This window comes from Aestuariivirga sp. (assembly GCF_047600585.1).
Lineage (GTDB): Bacteria > Pseudomonadota > Alphaproteobacteria > Rhizobiales > Aestuariivirgaceae > Aestuariivirga.
Map to the genome: position 1 here is coordinate 1,666,342 of NZ_JASGKP010000001.1, position 19,317 is coordinate 1,685,658.

Annotated in this window: 22 protein-coding genes and 1 pseudogene; 14 read left to right on the top strand and 9 right to left on the bottom strand. The window is 64.0% G+C overall.

What is annotated here, in order from left to right; translation table 11 throughout:
- Nucleotides 1-28 precede the first annotated feature (28 nt).
- The 3 genes from secG to tpiA form a co-directional block, all read right to left on the bottom strand.
- Entirely contained in the window at nt 29-409 is a 381-nt protein-coding gene (gene secG / locus QM801_RS08140; protein ID WP_415018712.1) for a preprotein translocase subunit SecG, read from the bottom strand.
- Between the two features lie 90 nt (nt 410-499).
- On the bottom strand, nt 500-970 hold the full coding sequence (locus tag QM801_RS08145; RefSeq protein WP_415018713.1) for an L-2-amino-thiazoline-4-carboxylic acid hydrolase: 471 nt from the start codon (nt 968-970) through the stop codon (nt 500-502).
- A 15-nt stretch (nt 971-985) separates the two neighbouring features.
- Nucleotides 986-1,750 (bottom strand): triose-phosphate isomerase, encoded by a 765-nt coding sequence (tpiA, locus tag QM801_RS08150; RefSeq protein WP_415018714.1) that lies wholly within the window; start codon nt 1,748-1,750, stop codon nt 986-988.
- A 137-nt stretch (nt 1,751-1,887) separates the two neighbouring features.
- Between tpiA and QM801_RS08155 the strand changes: the two genes are divergently transcribed.
- The 13 genes and pseudogenes from QM801_RS08155 (at nt 1,888) to hspQ (ending at nt 12,576) form a co-directional block, all read left to right on the top strand.
- The gene (locus tag QM801_RS08155; protein ID WP_415018715.1) at nt 1,888-3,807 is read left to right on the top strand and encodes a SurA N-terminal domain-containing protein; all 1,920 of its coding nucleotides are present in this window, start codon (nt 1,888-1,890) and stop codon (nt 3,805-3,807) included.
- 14 nt (nt 3,808-3,821) lie between these two features.
- On the top strand, nt 3,822-5,339 hold the full coding sequence (trpE, locus tag QM801_RS08160; RefSeq protein ID WP_415018716.1) for an anthranilate synthase component I: 1,518 nt from the start codon (nt 3,822-3,824) through the stop codon (nt 5,337-5,339).
- Nucleotides 5,336-5,911, top strand: coding sequence for an anthranilate synthase component II (locus QM801_RS08165; protein ID WP_415018717.1), 576 nt, complete (start codon nt 5,336-5,338; stop codon nt 5,909-5,911). The genes trpE and QM801_RS08165 overlap by 4 nt, the downstream gene beginning before the upstream one ends.
- The gene (trpD, locus tag QM801_RS08170; RefSeq protein ID WP_415018718.1) at nt 5,908-6,921 is read left to right on the top strand and encodes an anthranilate phosphoribosyltransferase; all 1,014 of its coding nucleotides are present in this window, start codon (nt 5,908-5,910) and stop codon (nt 6,919-6,921) included. Before QM801_RS08165 ends, trpD begins: the two co-directional genes overlap by 4 nt.
- On the top strand, nt 6,921-7,724 hold the full coding sequence (gene trpC / locus QM801_RS08175; protein ID WP_415018719.1) for an indole-3-glycerol phosphate synthase TrpC: 804 nt from the start codon (nt 6,921-6,923) through the stop codon (nt 7,722-7,724). The genes trpD and trpC overlap by 1 nt, the downstream gene beginning before the upstream one ends.
- Before the next feature lies 1 nt (nt 7,725).
- Nucleotides 7,726-8,196, top strand: a complete 471-nt coding sequence (moaC, locus tag QM801_RS08180; RefSeq protein WP_415018720.1) for a cyclic pyranopterin monophosphate synthase MoaC — start codon at nt 7,726-7,728, stop codon at nt 8,194-8,196.
- Between the two features lie 4 nt (nt 8,197-8,200).
- A complete protein-coding gene (locus QM801_RS08185) occupies nt 8,201-8,956 on the top strand; it encodes a molybdopterin molybdotransferase MoeA (protein WP_415018721.1) in 756 nt (251 codons plus the stop codon).
- Nucleotides 8,844-9,080, top strand: a pseudogene (locus QM801_RS08190) (molybdopterin-binding protein); the annotation flags it as partial. The gene QM801_RS08185 and the pseudogene QM801_RS08190, both read left to right, overlap by 113 nt.
- Before the next feature lie 63 nt (nt 9,081-9,143).
- On the top strand, nt 9,144-9,404 hold the full coding sequence (locus QM801_RS08195; protein ID WP_415020905.1) for a hypothetical protein: 261 nt from the start codon (nt 9,144-9,146) through the stop codon (nt 9,402-9,404).
- Nucleotides 9,405-9,505: 101 nt separating this feature from the next.
- Nucleotides 9,506-10,222 carry a transcriptional repressor LexA gene (lexA, locus tag QM801_RS08200; RefSeq protein WP_415018722.1) on the top strand — a complete coding sequence of 239 codons (717 nt, stop codon included), beginning with the start codon at nt 9,506-9,508 and terminating at the stop codon, nt 10,220-10,222.
- 122 nt (nt 10,223-10,344) lie between these two features.
- Nucleotides 10,345-10,956 (top strand): glutathione S-transferase family protein, encoded by a 612-nt coding sequence (locus QM801_RS08205; protein WP_415018723.1) that lies wholly within the window; start codon nt 10,345-10,347, stop codon nt 10,954-10,956.
- Between the two features lie 10 nt (nt 10,957-10,966).
- Entirely contained in the window at nt 10,967-12,151 is a 1,185-nt protein-coding gene (locus tag QM801_RS08210; protein WP_415018724.1) for an FAD-dependent monooxygenase, read from the top strand.
- A gap of 89 nt (nt 12,152-12,240) precedes the next feature.
- The gene (hspQ, locus tag QM801_RS08215; protein ID WP_415018725.1) at nt 12,241-12,576 is read left to right on the top strand and encodes a heat shock protein HspQ; all 336 of its coding nucleotides are present in this window, start codon (nt 12,241-12,243) and stop codon (nt 12,574-12,576) included.
- A gap of 4 nt (nt 12,577-12,580) precedes the next feature.
- Here the strand turns inward: hspQ and QM801_RS08220 are convergent, their stop codons facing one another.
- The 5 genes from QM801_RS08220 to yajC are packed head-to-tail and all read right to left on the bottom strand — an operon-like array spanning nt 12,581 to nt 16,664.
- Nucleotides 12,581-13,321, bottom strand: a complete 741-nt coding sequence (locus tag QM801_RS08220; RefSeq protein WP_415018726.1) for a phytoene/squalene synthase family protein — start codon at nt 13,319-13,321, stop codon at nt 12,581-12,583.
- Nucleotides 13,314-13,700: an Mth938-like domain-containing protein gene (locus QM801_RS08225; protein ID WP_415018727.1), complete on the bottom strand. Its 387-nt coding sequence runs from the start codon at nt 13,698-13,700 to the stop codon at nt 13,314-13,316. The genes QM801_RS08220 and QM801_RS08225 overlap by 8 nt, the downstream gene beginning before the upstream one ends.
- Nucleotides 13,701-13,713: 13 nt before the next feature.
- The gene (gene secF / locus QM801_RS08230) at nt 13,714-14,643 is read right to left on the bottom strand and encodes a protein translocase subunit SecF (protein WP_415018728.1); all 930 of its coding nucleotides are present in this window, start codon (nt 14,641-14,643) and stop codon (nt 13,714-13,716) included.
- 14 nt (nt 14,644-14,657) lie between these two features.
- Entirely contained in the window at nt 14,658-16,328 is a 1,671-nt protein-coding gene (secD, locus tag QM801_RS08235; RefSeq protein ID WP_415018729.1) for a protein translocase subunit SecD, read from the bottom strand.
- Between the two features lie 9 nt (nt 16,329-16,337).
- Complete coding sequence (yajC, locus tag QM801_RS08240) at nt 16,338-16,664, bottom strand: preprotein translocase subunit YajC (RefSeq protein ID WP_415018730.1); 327 nt, start codon at nt 16,662-16,664, stop codon at nt 16,338-16,340.
- Between the two features lie 122 nt (nt 16,665-16,786).
- Between yajC and QM801_RS08245 the strand changes: the two genes are divergently transcribed.
- Nucleotides 16,787-17,665: an ATP-binding protein gene (locus tag QM801_RS08245; RefSeq protein ID WP_415018731.1), complete on the top strand. Its 879-nt coding sequence runs from the start codon at nt 16,787-16,789 to the stop codon at nt 17,663-17,665.
- A 79-nt stretch (nt 17,666-17,744) separates the two neighbouring features.
- Here QM801_RS08245 and QM801_RS08250 read toward each other — a convergent pair whose 3' ends face one another.
- The gene (locus QM801_RS08250) at nt 17,745-19,256 is read right to left on the bottom strand and encodes a peptidoglycan DD-metalloendopeptidase family protein (RefSeq protein WP_415018732.1); all 1,512 of its coding nucleotides are present in this window, start codon (nt 19,254-19,256) and stop codon (nt 17,745-17,747) included.
- Between the last annotated feature and the right edge of the window lie 61 nt (nt 19,257-19,317).

Below are 19,317 nucleotides of genomic sequence, written 5' to 3' on the forward strand. Positions count from 1 at the left end.
AACGATTAAGTGTTTCACAACACCCATTTTAATTGTTGGTCGGAACGGCAGGCTGCTGCTGTCCGCCGAGGTTCGGCAGGGCATTTGAGTTGCCGTCTGCCGGCGCTGCGGGCGCCGGGGCGTTGCCGTTCTGCTGCTGGGTCACGGGCGCCGTGTCGAAGGCCGAGCCGCCAACCTTGCCGCGGGTCGCCAGAACCGTGAGGCCGATCGAGGTGGCGAAGAAGGCGATGGCGAGGAAGGCCGTCGCCCGGGTCAGCGCATTGCCGACGCCGCGGGCCGAGAAGATGCTGCCGGCATTGCTGTTGCCGCCGCCGATGCCGAGCGCGCCGCCTTCCGACCGCTGCAGGAGGATGACGCCAATGAGGGCAAGGGCCACAAACAGGTGAATGACGAGGAGAACGGTTTGCATCGATCGTGTCCGGTAAAATGAGGTTGGCGGGCCTTTAGCCCCTAATTGGGGGCGAGGCAACCCGGCGGCAAGTCCCCGGCCTGGACTCCGCTATTCCTCAAGGGAGTAGCGGAAGGTGCAGCATTTGTGGCCTTCCATGATGGTCTGCTTGCGCTCCAGCCTGAGGCGCGGGTCATAGCCCTCGCAGAAGCTGCCGTCGCGGTTGCAGGAGAGAAGATGGCCGATCTTGCCGAGGCCCATCTCCTTGTAGGTCTCGGCATAGCGGCAGCGGGTGACGTTGAAGTCGAAAGCCTTGTCGGTCGCCTGCAGCACATCGATCTCGAGCGCGCCGCCCGTCGTCCACAATTCGAAGAGCTTGATGAAGTCTTCCATGGACGGCTTGCCGCCGGGGGCGCGGGCCGCGAAGGCCTTGCCCTCGTTGATCGCCGCCTTGCGGATGGCGCGGTCGAGAATCTCCGCCGCTTTCTCCTGTCCGAACTCCGCCACCATCTCGGCGAAGATCGGGCCGATCACTTCGGCCTGCAGTTTCCGCTTCGTCAGGGTGGGCAGTTCGGTGCTCATAAAACACTTCCGGAGTTACATGTAAGTCTTTATGATTCCGATGAAATCCGAGGCCTTGAGGGACGCGCCGCCAACCAGTGCGCCGTTGACGTTCGGAGCACCCATGAGTTCGGTCGCGTTCGAGGGCTTGACCGAGCCGCCGTAGAGGATGCGGGTATGCAGGCCCTCGGTGCCCATGATCTTGGCGATGTCGCCGCGGATGTGAGTGTGGGCTTCCGCCACTTCGCCCGTAGTGGGCGTGAGGCCGGTGCCGATCGCCCAGACGGGCTCGTAGGCGATGACGGTGTTGGCGGAATTCGCGCCTGCAGGGATCGAGCCCTTGAGCTGGGTGGAGAGCACCTCGAGCGTCTTGCCGCCCTTGCGCTCATCCAGCGTCTCGCCGATGCAGATGATGGCGACGAGGCCGGCGCGATGGGCAGCGGCCGCCTTGGCCTGCACCATGGCGTCGGTTTCCTTGTGGTTGGTGCGGCGCTCGGAGTGTCCGACGATCACCATGGAGGCACCGGCGTCCTTCAGCATCTCGGCCGAGATGTCGCCGGTGTGGGCGCCGGAGGCCGCGGCATGGCAATCCTGCCCGCCGACCTTGATCTTGCCGCCCTTCATCACTGCCTTGGCCCGGCGGAGGATGGTGGCAGGCGGGCAGACGAGCACGTCGCATTTCAGTTTCACGCCCTTCAGCATGGCCCCCAAAAGACGCGGCTCCCGGAGGGCCGCCGTGGTGCCGTTCATCTTCCAGTTCCCGGCTACCAAAGGCCGGATCGCAGTCTCGGACATCATCATCCCCTTCAATGCTTTAGGCGGTTCCTAGCACCACAATCTCGCGCTTGCGAGGGCAAAGATGGGCACCTATGCTAGAGCCTCATGATTTGGGCCCGGTTCTGGACCGGGCCCTTCCTCTTCCGAAGGGTTTGAAAAGAATGCTTGAGACGTTCCGCAACGCCGCAAAGAGCTGGGTTGCCAAAGTGCTGATGGGCCTGCTGGTGGCGAGCTTCGCCATCTGGGGCATTCGTGACGTCGGCTCGGGCATGGGGGATGCCTTTGCCCGCTGGACCGGCTTCGGCCCGCAGGACCTTGTGAAGATCGGCGACGTGGTGGTTTCGAGCGAGCAGTTCCGCAAGGACCTCAACAACGACCTGCAGCGGATTGCCGCCCAGACGGGCAATGCCCTCACCGTCGACGATGCCCGCCGCCTCGGCCTTGACCAGCAGGTGCTGGACCGGATCATCGACGGCGCAGTGCTCGATGCCCGTGCGGAAGACCTGAAGCTTTTTGTTTCTGACCAGGCGATCGTCGCCGATGTTGCCGCGAACCCGACCTTCCAGGACGGCAAGGGCAACTTCGACCAGAACCGCTTCCGCCAGCTTCTCCGACAGAACGGCCTCGATGAAGCAACCTTCCTCGCCAACGAGCGCAAGAACCGGCTGCGCCGCGCCCTGACCGACCTCGGCGCTTCGGGCACCACCCTGCCCCGCACTCTCACCGAGGCCATGGCGCGCTATCGCGATGAAACCCGCGATGCCCGCTACTTCTCGGTCGTCGTGAATGAGAGCGACGTGCCGGCCGCGAGCGATGCCGACCTGAAGAAGCAGTATGAGGCGACGCCTGCCGCCTACACCGCACCCGAATACCGGACCATTGCCGCGATGAAGGTGGAGCCCGCCGATGTGGCCAGCAAGGTGCAGGTGACGGACGAGGAAATCGCCGCCTCCTTCGAGCAGCGCAAGGCCGACTACTTCACGCCGGAAAAGCGCACCATCCTGCAGCTCGGCTTCCCCGATGTGGCCAAGGCCGAGGCCGCCAAGAAGCGCATCGATGGCGGCGAGGACTTCATGAAGATCGCCACCGAGATGGGCGCGAAGGAAAGCGACATCACCTTCGCCCACAAGACCAAGGATGATTTTCTTGATCCGAAGATCGCCGAAGCCGCCTTCTCGCTTGCCGAAGGCCAGGTGAGCGCGCCGGTCTCGGGTGATCTCACCACCGCTCTTCTCAAGGTCGTGAAGGTGACGCCCGAGGTGCAGAAGCAGCTTGCCGATGTGCGCGACGATGTCGCCAGCCGCCTCAAGCTCGACAAGGCGAAGGACGAGATCCAGTCGATCTACGACGCGGTGGAAGATGCCCGCGCCGGACAGACCAAGTTCGAGGACATCGCCGCCAAGGCCGGCATTCCCTTCACCCTTGTTCCAGCGGTGAGCGCCGCCGGAAAGGACAAGGACGGCAAGGATGTGGACATGCCCTCCAAGACCGAATTGCTGAAAGCCGCTTTCGGCAGCGATGTCGGCATCGAGAACGATGCCCTCACCCTGCAGGACGGTTACATCTGGTACGAAGTGCGCGAGGTCATTCCCTCGGCCCTGCGTCCGCTTGAAGACGTGAAGGCACAGGTGACCAAGGACTACGTCGCCTCGAAGCTTCGTGAACTGGCTACCGCCAAGGCCAAGGCGATGATCGACAAGGCTGGCAATACCACCAAGCTCGACACTCTTGCGGGCGAAACGGGTGCCACCATCCAGACGGTAACGGGCGTCAAGCGCACCGAACCGCAGGAGACCTTCGACAGCCTGTCGGTGATGGCGCTCTTCGCCTCGCCGGCGAACAGCCTCACCTGGGCGCTTGAGCCCGGCGGCAAGTCGGCCCGCATCATCGAAGTGACCAAGGTCAATACGCCGCCCTTCAACGCCGCAAGCAACGAGACCAAGGCGCTGGCCGACGATCTCAAGCTGGGCCTCGGCGAGGACGTGCTGGCGGCCTTCATGAAGGACGCGCGTACCGGTGCTGCTGTCAGTCTCAACGAACCGTTGTGGCGTGAAATCCGCGGCATGGCGGCCCAGCAGTAAGGGTCGGCGCCGCGATGATCGTGTCCCCCGAGTATGATGTCTTTGCCCGCGCCTACGAGCGCGGCGAGAGCCAGATCGTCTCCACCCGGCTGGTGGCCGATCTGGAAACGCCGGTGTCGGCGATGCTCAAGCTTGGCCGCAATGCGCGCTACTCCTTCCTTCTGGAATCGGTGGAAGGCGGCGCGGTGCGCGGCCGCTATTCGATCATCGGTCTCAACCCCGACGTGATCTGGAAAGCGGTGGGCCCCAAGGCCTTCGTCAACCGCAAGGCGCTGAACCAGCCGGACGGACCCTTCGAGGAACAAGCGGCCGACCCGCTCGCGTCGCTCCGCGCGCTCAATGCCGAGAGCTACATCAAGCTTCCGGAAGATGCCCCGCCCATGGCGGCCGGCGTGTTCGGTTATCTGGGTTATGACTCGGTGCGCCTGATGGAGCACCTGCCCAACACGCCTACCGACGTGCTGGGCCTCCCGGACGGCATCATGATCCGTCCGACCGTGATGGCGATCTTCGACAGCGTGAAGGACGAGGTGACGGTGACGGCGCCCGTCTACGTCGAAAAGGGTGTGACGCCCCGCGCCGCCTATGCGCGGGCGACCGAACGCCTGTCGGAAGTGGTGGATGCCCTCGACCGCCCGCTCGACATGCAATTGCGCGACACCGACACGCCGCCCATGAAGCCGCAGGTGTCGAACACCACGCCCGAGGAATACAAGGCGATGGTGCTGAAGGCGAAGGAGTACATCGCGGCGGGCGACATTTTCCAGGTGGTGCTGTCGCAGCGCTTCGAGACGGAATTCACCCTGCCGCCCTTCTCGCTCTACCGCTCGCTGCGCCGGGTCAACCCGTCGCCCTTCCTGAGCTTCCTCAACTTCGACAAGTTTGCCGTCGTCTGTTCGTCGCCCGAAATCCTCGTGCGGGTGCGCGATGGCAAGGTGACGATCCGGCCCATTGCCGGTACACGCCCGCGCGGCGCCACGCCGACGCGTGACCGCGAGCTTGCGGCCGAACTTCTCGCCGATCCAAAGGAACTCGCCGAACATCTCATGCTGCTCGATCTCGGGCGTAATGACGTCGGCCGCGTTGCCGAGATCGGCTCGATCAAGGTCACCGACAAGTTCATCCTCGAATACTACAGCCAGGTGATGCACATCGTCTCGAACGTGGAAGGCAAGCTGGCCAAGAAGCATGACGTGATCGATGCCCTCGTCGCAGGCTTCCCGGCGGGCACCGTCTCGGGCGCCCCCAAGGTGCGGGCCATGGAGATCATCGACGAGTTGGAGAAGCACAAGCGCGGCGTCTATGCCGGCTGCGTGGGTTACTTCTCTGCCGATGGAGAGATGGACACCTGCATCGTGCTGCGCACGGCGATCGTCAAGGACGGCAAGATGTATGTGCAGGCGGGCGCCGGCGTTGTTGCCGACAGCGTGCCGGAAAACGAACACCAGGAATGCGTGAACAAGGCCAAGGCCCTGTTCCGCGCTGCCGAGGAAGCCGTGCGGTTTGCGGGCCGCGCCGGGAGGGGACAATGATCATCCTCATCGACAACTACGACAGCTTCACCTGGAACCTCTACCATTTCCTGGGCGACCTTGGTGCCGAGACTGTCGTACACCGCAACGACAAGATCAGCGTCGGTCAGGTCATCTCCTCGCGCCCCGAAGCCATCGTGATTTCACCAGGCCCCGGCGTTCCCTCGCAGGCGGGCATCATCATCGACCTGATCAAGCAGGCCGCGGGCGATATCCCGATCTTCGGTGTCTGCCTCGGCCTGCAGGCGATCGGCGAGGCCTTCGGCGGTGACGTGGTACGGGCGCCGAGCCAGATGCACGGCAAGCTCAGCAAGGTGCATCATTCCGATACCGGCGTGTTCAAGGGCCTGCCGCAGAACTTCGATGCGACGCGCTATCACTCGCTGGTCATCGACCGGGCAACCCTGCCCAGGGACCTCGAGGTGACGGCCGAGACCGACGGCATCATCATGGGCCTTCAGCACAAGACCAAGAACGTGCATGGCGTGCAGTTCCACCCGGAAAGCATCGCCTCGGAGCACGGGCATGATATCCTGAAGAACTTTCTCGACATGGCGGGAGTGAAGCGGTGAGCGAACTCAAGCCCCTGATCGCCAAGGCCGCCGACGGCAAGCCCCTCAGCCGCGAGGAAGCGCGCATCGCCTTCAACGTTCTCATGTCGGGTGAGGCGACACCGTCCCAGATCGCAGGGCTCCTGATGGCGCTTCGCGTGCGCGGCGAAAGCGTCGACGAGATTACCGGTGCGGTCGAAGTGATGCGCGAAAAGATGCTGCGCGTCGATGCACCCGCCCACGCCATCGATATCGTGGGCACGGGCGGCGATGCCTCCGGCTCCTACAACATCTCGACCTGTGCCGCCTTCGTGGCGGCAGGCGCAGGACTCACCGTTGCCAAGCACGGCAACCGCGCCCTCTCCTCCAAGTCCGGCTCCGCCGATGTGCTGATGGCGTTGGGCGTGAAGCTCGATACGGGGCCCGAGAAGATTTCCGAATGCATCCGCGAAGCAGGGCTGGGCTTCATGTTCGCGCCGCAGCACCATTCCTCGATGAAGCATGTGGGCCCCACCCGCGTCGAACTCGGCACACGGACGATCTTCAATCTGCTCGGCCCCCTGTCCAATCCGGCCGGTGTGAAGCGCCAGGTGACCGGAGTCTTTTCAAAGGTTTGGGTGGAGCCCCTCGCCCATGTTCTGAAGAATCTCGGCTGCGAGGCCTGCTGGATCTGCCACGGCGAAGGCGGCATGGACGAGATCGTCCCCTCGGGATCCACCACCATTGCGCAATTGAAGGACGGCACGGTTACCACCTTCGAAGTGACGCCGGAAGCCGCCGGGTTGAAGCGCAGCAGGTTCGAAGATCTCAAGGGTGGCGATGCCGTTCACAATGCGGAGGCGCTCCGCGCCGTGCTGAAAGGCACGCCCTCTGCCTTCGCCGATGCGGCGGTGCTGACCACGGCGGCGGCCCTCATCGTTGCAGGCAAGGCCACTGACCTGAAGAGCGGTGTTGCCGCCGCACAGGAGTCGATCCGGTCCGGGTCCGCTGCTCGCGCACTCTCCCGCCTTGTAGAGGTTTCAAACGCGTAATGGCCACGATCCTGGACAAGATTGCCGCCTACAAGCGCGACGAGGTGGCCGCCGCCAAGACGCAGCGCCCTGCTGCCGACGTGGATGCGGAGGCGCGAAAGCAGCCGGCCCCGCGCGGCTTCGCCAAGGCGCTCAAGGCCAAGCACGCGGCAAGTGAGTGGGCCCTCATTGCCGAGATCAAGAAGGCCTCGCCCTCCAAGGGCCTGATCCGTGCAGATTTCGATCCGCCGTCGCTTGCCCGCGCCTATGAGGCGGGTGGCGCTGCCTGTCTCTCGGTCCTCACCGACACGCCGAGCTTCCAGGGTGCACCCGCCTTCCTGACGGCGGCACGCGCGGCATGTTCGCTCCCCGCGCTGCGGAAGGATTTCATGCTCGACACCTATCAGGTGGCGGAAGCCCGCGCCTGGGGCGCCGACTGCATCCTCCTCATCATGGCGATGATCGACGATGGCCTTGCCGCCGAACTGGAAGCAGCCGCCTTCGACTACGGCATGGATGTACTTGTTGAGGTGCATGACGAGACGGAACTGGTGCGGGCGCTCAAGCTGCGCTCGCCGCTCATCGGCATCAACAACCGCAATCTCCACACCTTCGATGTCTCGCTCACCACCACCGAGCGGCTGGCGCCGATGATCCCCGCGGACCGCATCATTGTCGCCGAGAGCGGCCTCTTCGCACCCGCCGACCTCGCCCGGCTCGAACAAGTCCGGGCACGGACTTTCCTCATTGGCGAGAGCCTGATGCGCCAGGCCGACGTCGCCGCGGCAACCCGCAGCATCCTTTCGCAGCCGAAGGCCGCCTGAGATGGCCAAGCTCTCGCATCTCGACGAGCGGGGCCAGGCGCACATGGTGGACGTCTCCGGCAAGGACGTGACGAGCCGCAGCGCCACAGCGCGTGGCCGCGTGACGGCGGAGGCGGCAACACTTGCCCTCATCACCAACGGCAGCGCCAAGAAGGGCGACGTTCTCGCCACCGCCCGCATTGCCGGCATCATGGCGGCGAAGAAGACCAGCGATCTCATTCCCCTCTGCCACCCTCTGATGATCAACAAGGTGAGCGTGGAGTTCACGCTTGCCGAGCGGCATATCGATGTCGAAGCCACGGTGAAGGTGGAAGGCAAGACCGGCGTCGAGATGGAAGCGCTCACGGCCTGTTCGGTCGCCTGCCTCACCATTTACGACATGCTGAAGGCGGTCGACCGCGCCATGACCATCACCGATATCCGCCTTGCCGAGAAGACGGGCGGCAAATCCGGCCCCTACAAGGCGGAGTGAAGCCATGGCGCTGCTCCCGGTCGCCGACGCCCTCACCCGCATCCTCGATGGCGTGAAGCCGCTGGGGAGCGAAGCCATTGCCCTCGAGCGGGCCGCTGACCGGGTGCTGGCGGAGGCCGTCGTCGCCAGGCGCGACCAGCCGCCCTTTCCGGCCTCGGCCATGGATGGCTATGCGGTGCGCCACGCCGATGTCGAAGCCCTGCCCGCCACACTTCGCGTTGCCGGCATGTCGGCGGCAGGTCACGGCTACCGCAAGATGGTGGAACCCGGTGCCGCCATCCGCATCCTGACCGGAGCGCCCGTGCCTGCGGGTGCGGATACCGTGGTCATCCAGGAAAACACCAGGCGCGAGGGCGATACGCTCACCGTGGTCAACCCGACGTTGAAGGGCCGCAACATCCGCCGCGCTGGACTAGACTTTGCCAAGGGGGATACCGTGCTCGAAGCAGGCGCCCGCCTGCGTCCGCGCGACATCGGCCTTGCCGCTGCTGCCAACGCGGCAAAGCTCCGTGTGCGGATGAAGCCGCGCGTGATCCTTTTCACCACCGGCGATGAGCTGGTGCTGCCGGGCGGACGGGCGCGGCCAGACCAGAATCTACTCCTCGAACAGCCATGCCCTTGCAGCCATGGTGGAGGCGCTGGGGGCGAGCGTCACCAACCTTGGCATCGTGCGGGATACGCTGGCCGCCACCAAGGCCGCTGTCCGCAAAGGGATGAAAGGCGATATCCTGCTCACGACCGGCGGCGCCTCGGTGGGTGACCACGACTACGTGCAGGAGGCCTTCAAGGCCTGCGGCATCGCCATCGACTTCTGGAAGATCGCCATGCGGCCGGGCAAGCCCTTCATGTATGGCCGGAAGGGCAAGCTCCACGTCATGGGGTTGCCGGGGAACCCGGTTTCTGCGCTGGTGACGGCGCGGCTCTTCCTCAAGCCCCTCATCGACACCATGCTCGGGCTGCCGCTCGAGACCGTGCCGCCGCACGGCATCCTCACCGCTCCTCTGGCCGCCAACGATGACCGGCAGGACTACATCCGGGCCACACTTGCCATCGATTCCCATGGCCGGCGCAGCGTCAGCCCCTTTCCGGTGCAGGATTCCTCGATGCAGCGCACCATGCAGCAGGCCCAGTGCCTGATCATCCGGCCGCCGCTCGCGCCCGCCGCCCAGCCGGGGCAAAGCGTGCCCATTCTGCTGATTGATTTCTAGCGACTCCGCGGTCCAGAACGAAAACGCTTTGCGAACGTGAGCGGAACATGGTACTACTGTTTCGTATATGTTCCGATTCTGATCCTACTGGAGGGCGTAAAATGCTCACCCGCAAACAACTTGAGCTCCTTTTGTTCATCAACGAGCGCCTGAAAGAGGAAGGCGTTCCCCCCTCGTTCGAGGAGATGAAGGAGGCGCTCGACCTTCAGTCCAAGTCCGGCGTGCACCGCCTGATCGTGGCGCTGGAGGAGCGCGGCTTCATCCGCCGCATGCCGAACCGCGCGCGTGCCCTCGAAGTGCTGAAGCTGCCCGATGCCTATAACCCCACGGTGGCCAAGAAGGGCACCTTCAAGCCCAATGTCATCGACGGCAACCTGGGCAAGGTGCGCACCCTGCCCTCCGCCAACGACCGGTCTCCGCCGCCCTCCGCCAACAACAACGTGGTTGTGCCCATGATGGGCCGGATCGCCGCCGGTGTGCCCATTTCGGCAATCCAGGACCACTCCGCCAATATCCCCATCCCGCCCGACATGCTGGGCAACGGCGAGCACTACGCCCTTGAGGTCAAGGGTGACTCCATGATCGACGCCGGCATCTTCGACGGCGATACCGTGCTCATCCGCAAGGGCGACACGGCCATGAACGGCGACATCATCGTGGCCCTCATCGACGATGAGGAAGCGACCCTGAAGCGCCTGCGCAAGAAGGGTGACTCGGTTGCCCTCGAGGCGGCGAACCCGGCCTACGAGACCCGCATTTTCGGGCCTGACCGGGTGCGCGTGCAGGGGAAGCTCGTCGGCCTGCTCCGCCGCTACTGATCGCTACGTCCAACACCGGGGTCCGGTTTTCCCTTGAAAGCCGGGCCACCTGACGCATCGCACTGCCTGCGGAATTGGGCTAGGCTCCAAATCTGAAAAGCCCCAACTCCGCAGGACCGATTATGAAAATCTACGGCGACGTCATCTCCCCCTTTGTCCGCATGTGCCTTGTCACGGCCCATGAGGCTGGCCTTCAGGGCAAGTTCGAATTCGTCAAAACCAACGTCAAGCCGGATGAGATCAATCTCGTGCTGCACCGTCTTTCGCCGGTTGCGAAGGTGCCAGTGCTGGAGACCGATCACGGCCATGGCGTGCACGACAGCCGCGTCATCATCGAGTACCTCGTTCACACCAGTGGCCACAGCGGTCTCCTTCCCCATGAGGGCGTGAAGCGTTTCCGCATCCTCACTCTGCAGGCTCTCGCCCAGGGCGGTTCGGACGCCGCGGTGAGCCTCCGCTATGAGCAGGCCGCTCGCCCCGCCGACAAGCGCTGGCCGGAATTCCTCGAGCGCCAGAAGCAGCGCGTCCTCGACGTGGTGAGCGACCTCGAGAACAACTGGGGCGATGCGCTCGGGGGCGTCAATGTCGGCTCCATCTGCACGGCCTGCATGCTGGGGTATCTCGATTTCCGTCACGAGGCGCTGGAATGGCGCACGCGCGCGCCGAAGCTCGCGGCCTTCGAGAAGGACTTCGCCGCCCGAGACAGCATGACGGCCTGGGCCATCGCGAAGTGAGGCGCACGCCATGATGCACAGCCTGAATGCCCGCGTGATCGTGGTGGGGGGCGGCCCAGCCGGCCTCGCCGCCGCCACGCTCTCCGCTCTTGAGAACATTCCGACGATGCTGATTGCGCCCGAGGCCGGGCCCGATCCCCGCACCGTTGCCCTCATGGACCCATCGCTCCGGTTGCTGGAACGGCTCGGTGTCTGGCCCGAACCTCTGGGCGTTATCTCCTCGCCGCTTCTGCATCTCGATCTGATCGACGACATGGGGAACCTGATCACAGCGCCGCGGCTTACCTTTTCCGCCGCCGAGGTGGGGCTTGATGCCTTCGGCTGGAACATTCCCCTGGGGTCCCTAATCGTTGAACTCCGCGCTGCGGCTGAGCGTGCCGGTGTCACCATCGTCAACGACACCGTGACGTCGGCCGAGAATCTCGGCGCCGTTGCGGCCGTCGAAACGGCCGGCGGGCAGCGCTACTATGGCGAGGTGCTGATCGCCGCCGATGGCATTGAATCGGTCCTGCGCAAGGCAGCGGGCATCGGCGTCGACCGCTGGTCCTTCGACCAGCACGCACTTGTCACCACCTTCCGTCACTCCGGGCCCCATCATGGCGTTTCAACCGAACGTCACCGGCCGGGCGGCGCCTTCACCACCGTGCCGATGCCCGGCAATGCCTCCAGCCTCGTGTGGATGGGTGCGCCTCCGGTGATCGAGAGCCTGTTGCAGCGCTCGCTTCGTGAACTGGCCATGGAGATCCAGCTCATCACGCGCGGCACGCTCGGCCTGATCAGCGACGTGACGCCGCCCAAGTCCTTTCCCATGCGCGGCCTGCGCGCCCGGCAGTTTGCAGCAAACCGTACCATCCTCACGGGTGAGACGGCGCACGCCTTTCCGCCGGTCGGGGCACAGGGCCTCAACATGTCGCTTCGCGACGTGGGCCACGCCATCGATGTGGTGCTGGGCCACGATGATGCAGGATCCCCCGCCGCCATGGCGGACTACCACGACCGCCGCAGCGCCGATGTCACCGAACGGCAGGCCATCATCACGGTCATGAACACCTCGATGCTGGCGGAATTCCTGCCCCTCGACCTGATGCGGGTGGGCGCCCTCTCCGCCATCTCGGCTTTTCCACCGCTGCGCCAGCTGGTGATGCGCCAAGGCCTTGCTCCCAGCAAAAATCTTCCTTTTGCGATGAGGGGTTAGTTTACGCTGCCCAAGGAAATGGCACCGCCACAAACTGTTTCACTTTTGTGCCCCTTGCCTTCGGGGATTGTCCTTGGCAATCAGAATACATGGAACTCCCGACGGCAAAATTCGGAATCGGCCAGATTGTAAAGCACCGTCTTTTCGATTTCCGCGGGGTTATCTTCGACGTCGATCCGACCTTCAACAACACCGAGGAGTGGTACAACGCCATTCCCGCCGAGGCCCGTCCACGCAAGGACCAGCCCTTTTACCATCTGCTGGCCGAGAACGACGAAACGGAATACGTGGCTTATGTCTCGGAGCAGAACCTGCAGCCGGACGAAAGCCAGACTCCGGTGCGCCACCCGCAGGTGCGCGACTACTTCGCGGGCTTCGACAAGTCGCGCGGCCTCTATCGGCTGCGCGAAGACCGCGCCAACTGATCCTCTAGATCTTTCCTGACTTTGCCGCGCGCCAGATGCGCCACTGCCTGCGCCATTGCGGTACCTGCGGGCGGCCAGCCTCTGCGGCCGCAAGATAAAGGTCGGCCGTTGCGAGCGGCAGGAAGGCCGGCAACAGGGACTGGGGCAGCGTTGCAGCTGCATCCCGCGCCTCCGCAAGGCGCTTGCGCGCCAGGGCCAGCACATCGGCCTCCGTCTGGCCCTGCGGCACCAGCTTCTCGCGTGCGCGCGTGAGCATGGTGCGGGCGATGCCGAGTGCGACCCCCGCAAGCCCCGCAGCCGTTGTCGCCGACGTGGCCGCCTTCGCATCGAGCACGAGGCACTGCAATTGGATGAGCGCCGACAGCGTCTCACCAAAGTGTGCCTCGAGCGAGGTCATGTCCGGCATGCGGTCGGCATAGAGATCGAAGCGCCGACCCTCGATCATCTGCTGCAGGGGTTGCAACGGAAGACCACAGGCCCGGATCGTCTCTGCAATGGCCATGGCGACGGGATGGCCACCCTGCCCGCCTTCCGGCTGTTCCAAAGTGTCGGCCCACCATTGCAGACGGATCTCGCCGATCTGCGGTTCCGACACCAGCGAGGGAATGCGCTGAAGCTCGGCAGCAAAGGCCTGGAGTGCGAAGAGATGGGGCTGCCGGTCCTCCGGAGCGAAAAGCGCGGCCAGAAAAAGGTCCTTGTCGCCGGCTCGCGCCAGTTCGCGAATGGCGAGCGCCGCGTCAGACATTGGCGCGGTCCACGGGCAGGAAGGCAGCAGCCACGCGCCGCCCCTCTACCACTGTCACGTTGTAGATGTGGATCGCGGGGCTCGTCGCCATGGCATCGAAAGAGAGGCCTTGCTCCCGCAGGAATGCCGTCACGGGGGCCGGAAGCCGCGCCATGGTGGCGCCCGTGCCCACCAGCACGAAATCGATCGCGTCCTTCTCGGCAATCATCGGTGCGAAATGGTCCGCCGTCATCTCTGCGAGAGACCGGATGGGCCAGGCCCGCATGCCGCTCGGCAAGACCAGAAGCCCGCCCTGATGCGACATGCCGGCAAAGCGGAAGCCGCCGGCCCCGAACTGTTCGATGGGGGCACGCTGCGGAAGGAACTTGACCGGTTCCATATTCCGGCGGGGCTCAGGGCCGCGCGTTGGCAGGCTTGGCCGCGTCCCAGTCGCGCTTCGAACCCAGCAGGATGAGCACGGGTGCAGCCACGAAGATCGAGGAATAGGTACCGATGAGTACACCCCAGATCATGGTGAAGGTGAAGTTGGCAAGCACTTCGCCACCGAAGGAATAGAGCGCGATCAATGCGAGCATGGTGGTGACCGACGTCAGGATGGTGCGCGGCAGCACCGAGTTCATCGAGAAGTCGATGAGGTCGGCAAGGCCCATGGCCTTGTACTTGCGCAGGAACTCACGGATACGGTCGAACACCACGACGGTGTCGTTCAGCGAATAGCCGATGATGGTCAGGATGGCTGCGATGGTGGAGAGGTTGAACTCGATCCCCAGGGCACAGAACAGGCCGACAGTCAGCAGCACGTCGTGCAGCAGCGAGATCACGCCGCCCACGGCGAACTGCCATTCGAAGCGCATCCACACGTATCCCAGAATACAGAGAATGGCGACGACGACGGCGAGAATGCCCTGGTCGGTGAGTTCGCCAGATACCTTCGGGCCGACGGAGTCGACCGAGAGGATTTCAACCCCGGCGCCGAGCCCGGCCTTCAGCTTGTCCACCGTCTCCTGCTGGCCGTGATCGCTGCCCTCGAGGATGGGGAGACGGATGAGCACGTCGCCATTGGTGCCGAAGTTCTGAAGCTCCGCGCCGTTGAAGCCGATCGTGTCGACCGTATCACGAAGGGTATTGATTTCCGTGCCCGCGGCGGGGCGGACGATGATGTTGGTGCCGCCCTTGAAGTCAACGCCGAAGTTCAGGCCGACGAAGAAGAACAGCAGGATCGAGGCCACGCTGAGGGCGCCCGACACCATGAAGCCGAAGCGGCTCAGCTTGATGAAGCCGATCTTGGTGTCGTCAGGAATGAAGCGAATGGGTCTGTACATGGCTGAACCCGCTTTCAGAGCGGAACCTCTTTCGGCTTGGCCCACCGCATCCACGTCGCAACGATGAGACGGGTGACGGTGTAAGCCGTGAAGATTGTGGTGAGAATGCCGATGGCATGGGCGATGGCGAAGCCTCGGACCGGACCGGAGCCCACACCCAACAGCACGATCGCCGCGATGAGGGCGGTGAAGTTGGAGTCAAGGATCGTGCCGAAGGCGGTCTTGAATCCGGTCTCGATGGAACTGATGGCGCTTCTGCCGTTCCGCCATTCCTCACGTTGCCGTTCGAAGATGATGACGTTCGAGTCGACCGCCATGCCCATGGTGAGCACGATGCCGGCGATGCCGGGCAGCGTCAGCGTGAAGCCCATGAAGGACATGATGGCGATCAGCATCACCAGGTTGATGAGGAGCGCCAGGTTGGCAAAGATGCCGAACAGGCCGTAGGCGATCACCATGAAGACGACCACGAGGCCAAGGCCGACAACCGAGGCGATGAGGCCGGCGCGGATCGAGTCGGAGCCAAGGCTCGGACCCACGGTGCGCTGCTCCACCACCACGAGCTTCGCAGGAAGCGCGCCGGAACGCAGCACCACGGCGAGGTTGGCGGTTTCATCGGTCGTGAACTGACCGGAAATCTGGCCGGAGCCGCCGAGGATCGGCTCGTTGATCACGGGGGCGCTCTGCACGACGCCGTCGAGCACGATGGCAAAGGGCTTGTTCACATTCTCGGCGGTGAGCTTGCCGAAGCGCACGGCACCCTTCTGGTTGAAGCGGAAGGTGACGACGGCGCGGTTGTTCTGGTCGAAGGACGGCTGCGCGTCGGTGAGGTCAGCGCCATCTACGGTGGCGCGGCTGCCGGTCTGCACCCAGAGCTGCGGCAGCTTGGCGAGTTCATCCGCGGTGGGCTCCGTCGTGTCGCCCTTGGCGGCCTTGGCCTTGATCAGCGCGTCCACGTCCTCCTTGCGGGGATAGGACTGGCAATCGAGCGGCGGGCGCTGGTTGCTGGCACCCGGCTGGTCGGCGCAGACAAGCTGGAACTTGAGGGCGCCGGTCTTGCCGACGAGGGCCAGAACCTTTTGCGGATCGCCGATGCCCGGAAGCTGCAGAACGATGCGGTCACTGCCCTGCTGCTGCACCACGGCTTCGGTCGTGCCGGAGGCGTCCACGCGCTTCTTGACGATCTCGATCACCTGCTTGAGGGCCGCGGCGATCTTCGCCTGCAGGCCCGTATCCTGCACCTCGAAGCTGAAGGTGCCGTTGTCCTGCTTCATCACGTAGAGCGATGTCTGCTGGCCGCCGCCGAAGAGGCCGCCGGAAACGGGCTGCACCAGCTTCTGCAATTCATCCCGCGCTGCCGAATAGTCTTCCGGCTTGGTGATGGTGACGCTCACGCCCGTGCCCACGCGCTGGATGCCGCCATAGCCGATCTTGGCCGTGCGGAGACCGGCGCGGATATCGCTGGCAAGCTGCTGCTGCAGCTGCGCCATCATGTCCTTGCGGTCGACTTCGAGCAGAAGGTTTGAACCGCCCTGCAGGTCGAGGCCCAGCGTCATGGGACGCATGCCGAAGCGGGCAACCGCCTCCTGCTGCGACGGCGACATGATGTTCGGAAGGGCGAAAACCACCGCGAGCAGCACGGCTGCGAGGATGGCGGTGACTTTCCAGCGTGAGAAATGAAGCACGGTCCCGCCTTACTTTGCCGGTTCGCCCTTGGAGCGCACGTCCGCGAGGCCCGACTTGAGCACCCGCACCTTGACGTTCTCGCCCACTTCCACGAGCAGTTCCTGCTCGTCAACGACGCGGACAACCTTGCCGATCAGTCCGCCCTGGGTCACCACCGTGTCGCCCTTGGTGACCTTGGACAGCATGGCCTGGTGTTCCTTCATCTTCTTCTGCTGGGGGCGGATGAGGAGGAAGTAGAAAACGCCCATGATCAGAACGAGCGGCAGGACCATGCCGACAAAATCGACTGCCGGCGCCCCTGTCGCGGTCTGGGCAAAGGCTTGGGAAATGAACATCAGGCCGTTCTCCACGTTGGGCCGCTTCGGACCCGTTTCAAAAAGTTGCGCTAGATATAACGATGCACTAGGCCATTGCAAGGTTGACGGACGGCTGTCCGGGGCTTTCTTTGGAGTGGGTCATGGCTGACAGGAAGACGGAAAAGTCCGGGGCAAAACAGCAGCTTCTGGTGCGGATCGCAGAGGCGCTGGAGCGCCTGGCCCCACCCCTCCCGGTTGCGGCCGAGGTGGCCCGGCACGACGCCTTCGTGTGGAGGGCAAACCCGCCGGGACTCGAGCCTGTCAGCAAGGTCAACCGGGTCGACCTCTCGCTTCTCCGCGGCATCGACCTGACCCGTGACCAGTTGCTCGAAAACACGCGCCGCTTCGCCAAGGGCCTTCCCGCCAACAATGCGCTGCTCTGGGGGGCACGCGGCATGGGCAAGTCGTCGCTGGTCAAGGCGGCGCACAAGACGGTGAACGCCGAAGTGGACGGCATCCTGAAGGTGATCGAAATCCACCGCGAGGACATTTCCAGCCTCCCTGCCCTCATGGCGCTGCTCAGGAAGGAGCCTGCGTTCTGCTTCATCGTCTTCTGTGACGATCTTTCCTTCGATGCGCAGGACACCTCCTACAAGTCACTGAAGGCCGCACTTGATGGCGGGCTCGAAGGGCGGCCGGAGAACGTGCTCTTCTATGCCACCAGCAACCGCCGGCATCTTCTCCCCCGCGACATGATCGAGAACGAGCGCTCGACTGCCATCAATCCGTCAGAGGCGGTGCAGGAGAAGGTTTCGCTGTCGGACCGCTTCGGCCTGTGGCTCGGCTTCCATAACTGCTCGCAGGACGAGTTCTTTGCCATGCTGGAGGGTTACGCGAAGCACTATGGCCTGAAGATCTCGACGGAAGACCTGCATGCCGCCGCAGTCGAATGGTCGGTGACCCGCGGTGCGCGCTCCGGCCGCGTCGCCTGGCAACTCATCCAAGACCTCGCCGGCAAGCTTGGCCAAAAACTGAACTGAAACGCTTCCCTCAAATGACAAGGCCCGGAACGCTGTCCGGGCCTCGCCATGCAGAGGATCGTGACCTGTCTCCAGGGAATCAGTTCATCGCGGTGGCCGACGAGAGATACTTCTTCGGGTCGAGAGCGGTGGCGCCCTTGCGCACTTCGAAGTGCAGCTGCGGGCTCGAGACCGCACCGGTCTGGCCGGCCTTGGCGATCACGTCGCCACGCTTCACATTGTCGCCGCGCTTGACCAGCAGCTCCTTGGCGTGGGCATAGGCCGTGACATAACCGCCGGCGTGACGAATGAGGACGAGATTGCCGTAGCCCTTGAGCTCGTTGCCGGCATAGGCAACGACGCCGCTTTCAGCCGCACGGATGCTGGTGCCTTCCGGCACGGCGATGTTGATGCCTTCGTTCTTCAGGCCGTTGTCCTTCGGGCCGAACTCGGAAATGACCTTGCCCTTGAGCGGCCAGCGCATGTTGAGGCTGCCCGCCGGAGCGGCATCGGCAACCTGCTTCTCGACGGTCGCTTCGGTGTCCGCAACCTGTTCGGTCTGGGCCTTCGGCTTGAGCTTCAGGTTGCCCGTCTGGCTGGGCACCGAGTTCGACGACGTGCCGGCATCGGCCGACGCACTGTCATCGGTCTGGTTTTCGTCTTCAGCGAGCGAGAGGACGGCGCGCTTCTTCTTCAGAGGCTTCACGACGGGTGCCGAGTCCTGATCGTCCGACGAGGAGTTAGCCGTGGTCATCGGCGCCGGGCGCGCAGAGCCGCCGGGGATCTTGATCGTCTGGCCGACATGGAGACCGGAATTGCGGTCGAGGCCATTGGCATCGGCGATCACGAAAGGCGACACGCCATACTTGCGGCCGAGCGAATAGAGCGTCTCGCCATCGGCAACGGTGTGGCGGTTGCCGGACGACGTCTGCCTGCGGACCGGCGTAATTTCGGTTTCACCCTGATCAGCGACAGCGAGCTTGCGTGGCTTCGGTGCCGGAGCGATGTCGGCATCGGCCGTGTCCCCGGAGGGAATGCGAAGCTTCTGGCCGGTCCAGACCTGGTACGGCGCCTTCATGCGGTTGTAGGCCGCGAGGTCCTTGGGATCGACGTTGTTGGCGCGGGCAATCGAGTAGAGGGTCATGCCGGGCTTCACGGTCACGACGCCATTGGCGGCGCGAGACTTCGACACGGGCGTGATTTCGGTTTCGCCCTGGGCGTAATCGGTATCCTCATAAGACGGAGCAGTATAGCGCGGCTTGGCGACGGGTGCGGGCTGCTTGTAGCTCTTCTTGTAGTTTTCCGTGTAATCGTACTGTGGCATGTTCCCACTGGACGAGCGCGGCAGCGGCGCGCGGGAAACAGGGCTTTCGGAAATCGTTTCGTCGTCGGAGACCTGCGGCTCGGCATAGACCTTGCGCGGTGCAGGCTTTCTCACAGCCTTCGGAACCGAGGCGGTATAGACGGGATCGGCGTCAGAGGGATTGTCGTAGGCGTTCGAGAAACGCTCGATGGAATTGGAGCACCCTGCCAGGAGGGCAGCCGCCGCAACCGTCAACAAGGCCTTGGACACAAGCCGGCCAGACAGGTGCTTGGACACACTGATACGCATATTCTTACTCCAACTCACAAACTCACTTCGCTCAAAATGACGGCTTAAAGTTAAGGGAGGG

What these genes read in the sequence shown, in the direction of transcription:
- secG (WP_415018712.1), bottom strand. Translation starts at nt 409, where the DNA reads ATGCAAACCGTTCTCCTCGTCATTCACCTGTTTGTGGCCCTTGCCCTC.
- QM801_RS08145 (WP_415018713.1), bottom strand. Translation starts at nt 970, where the DNA reads ATGAGCACCGAACTGCCCACCCTGACGAAGCGGAAACTGCAGGCCGAA.
- tpiA (WP_415018714.1), bottom strand. Translation starts at nt 1,750, where the DNA reads ATGATGATGTCCGAGACTGCGATCCGGCCTTTGGTAGCCGGGAACTGG.
- QM801_RS08155 (WP_415018715.1), top strand. Translation starts at nt 1,888, where the DNA reads ATGCTTGAGACGTTCCGCAACGCCGCAAAGAGCTGGGTTGCCAAAGTG.
- trpE (WP_415018716.1), top strand. Translation starts at nt 3,822, where the DNA reads ATGATCGTGTCCCCCGAGTATGATGTCTTTGCCCGCGCCTACGAGCGC.
- QM801_RS08165 (WP_415018717.1), top strand. Translation starts at nt 5,336, where the DNA reads ATGATCATCCTCATCGACAACTACGACAGCTTCACCTGGAACCTCTAC.
- trpC (WP_415018719.1), top strand. Translation starts at nt 6,921, where the DNA reads ATGGCCACGATCCTGGACAAGATTGCCGCCTACAAGCGCGACGAGGTG.
- moaC (WP_415018720.1), top strand. Translation starts at nt 7,726, where the DNA reads ATGGCCAAGCTCTCGCATCTCGACGAGCGGGGCCAGGCGCACATGGTG.
- QM801_RS08185 (WP_415018721.1), top strand. Translation starts at nt 8,201, where the DNA reads ATGGCGCTGCTCCCGGTCGCCGACGCCCTCACCCGCATCCTCGATGGC.
- QM801_RS08195 (WP_415020905.1), top strand. Translation starts at nt 9,144, where the DNA reads ATGCTCGGGCTGCCGCTCGAGACCGTGCCGCCGCACGGCATCCTCACC.
- lexA (WP_415018722.1), top strand. Translation starts at nt 9,506, where the DNA reads ATGCTCACCCGCAAACAACTTGAGCTCCTTTTGTTCATCAACGAGCGC.
- QM801_RS08205 (WP_415018723.1), top strand. Translation starts at nt 10,345, where the DNA reads ATGAAAATCTACGGCGACGTCATCTCCCCCTTTGTCCGCATGTGCCTT.
- QM801_RS08210 (WP_415018724.1), top strand. Translation starts at nt 10,967, where the DNA reads ATGATGCACAGCCTGAATGCCCGCGTGATCGTGGTGGGGGGCGGCCCA.
- hspQ (WP_415018725.1), top strand. Translation starts at nt 12,241, where the DNA reads ATGGAACTCCCGACGGCAAAATTCGGAATCGGCCAGATTGTAAAGCAC.
- QM801_RS08220 (WP_415018726.1), bottom strand. Translation starts at nt 13,321, where the DNA reads ATGTCTGACGCGGCGCTCGCCATTCGCGAACTGGCGCGAGCCGGCGAC.
- QM801_RS08225 (WP_415018727.1), bottom strand. Translation starts at nt 13,700, where the DNA reads ATGGAACCGGTCAAGTTCCTTCCGCAGCGTGCCCCCATCGAACAGTTC.
- secF (WP_415018728.1), bottom strand. Translation starts at nt 14,643, where the DNA reads ATGTACAGACCCATTCGCTTCATTCCTGACGACACCAAGATCGGCTTC.
- yajC (WP_415018730.1), bottom strand. Translation starts at nt 16,664, where the DNA reads ATGTTCATTTCCCAAGCCTTTGCCCAGACCGCGACAGGGGCGCCGGCA.
- QM801_RS08245 (WP_415018731.1), top strand. Translation starts at nt 16,787, where the DNA reads ATGGCTGACAGGAAGACGGAAAAGTCCGGGGCAAAACAGCAGCTTCTG.
- QM801_RS08250 (WP_415018732.1), bottom strand. Translation starts at nt 19,256, where the DNA reads ATGCGTATCAGTGTGTCCAAGCACCTGTCTGGCCGGCTTGTGTCCAAG.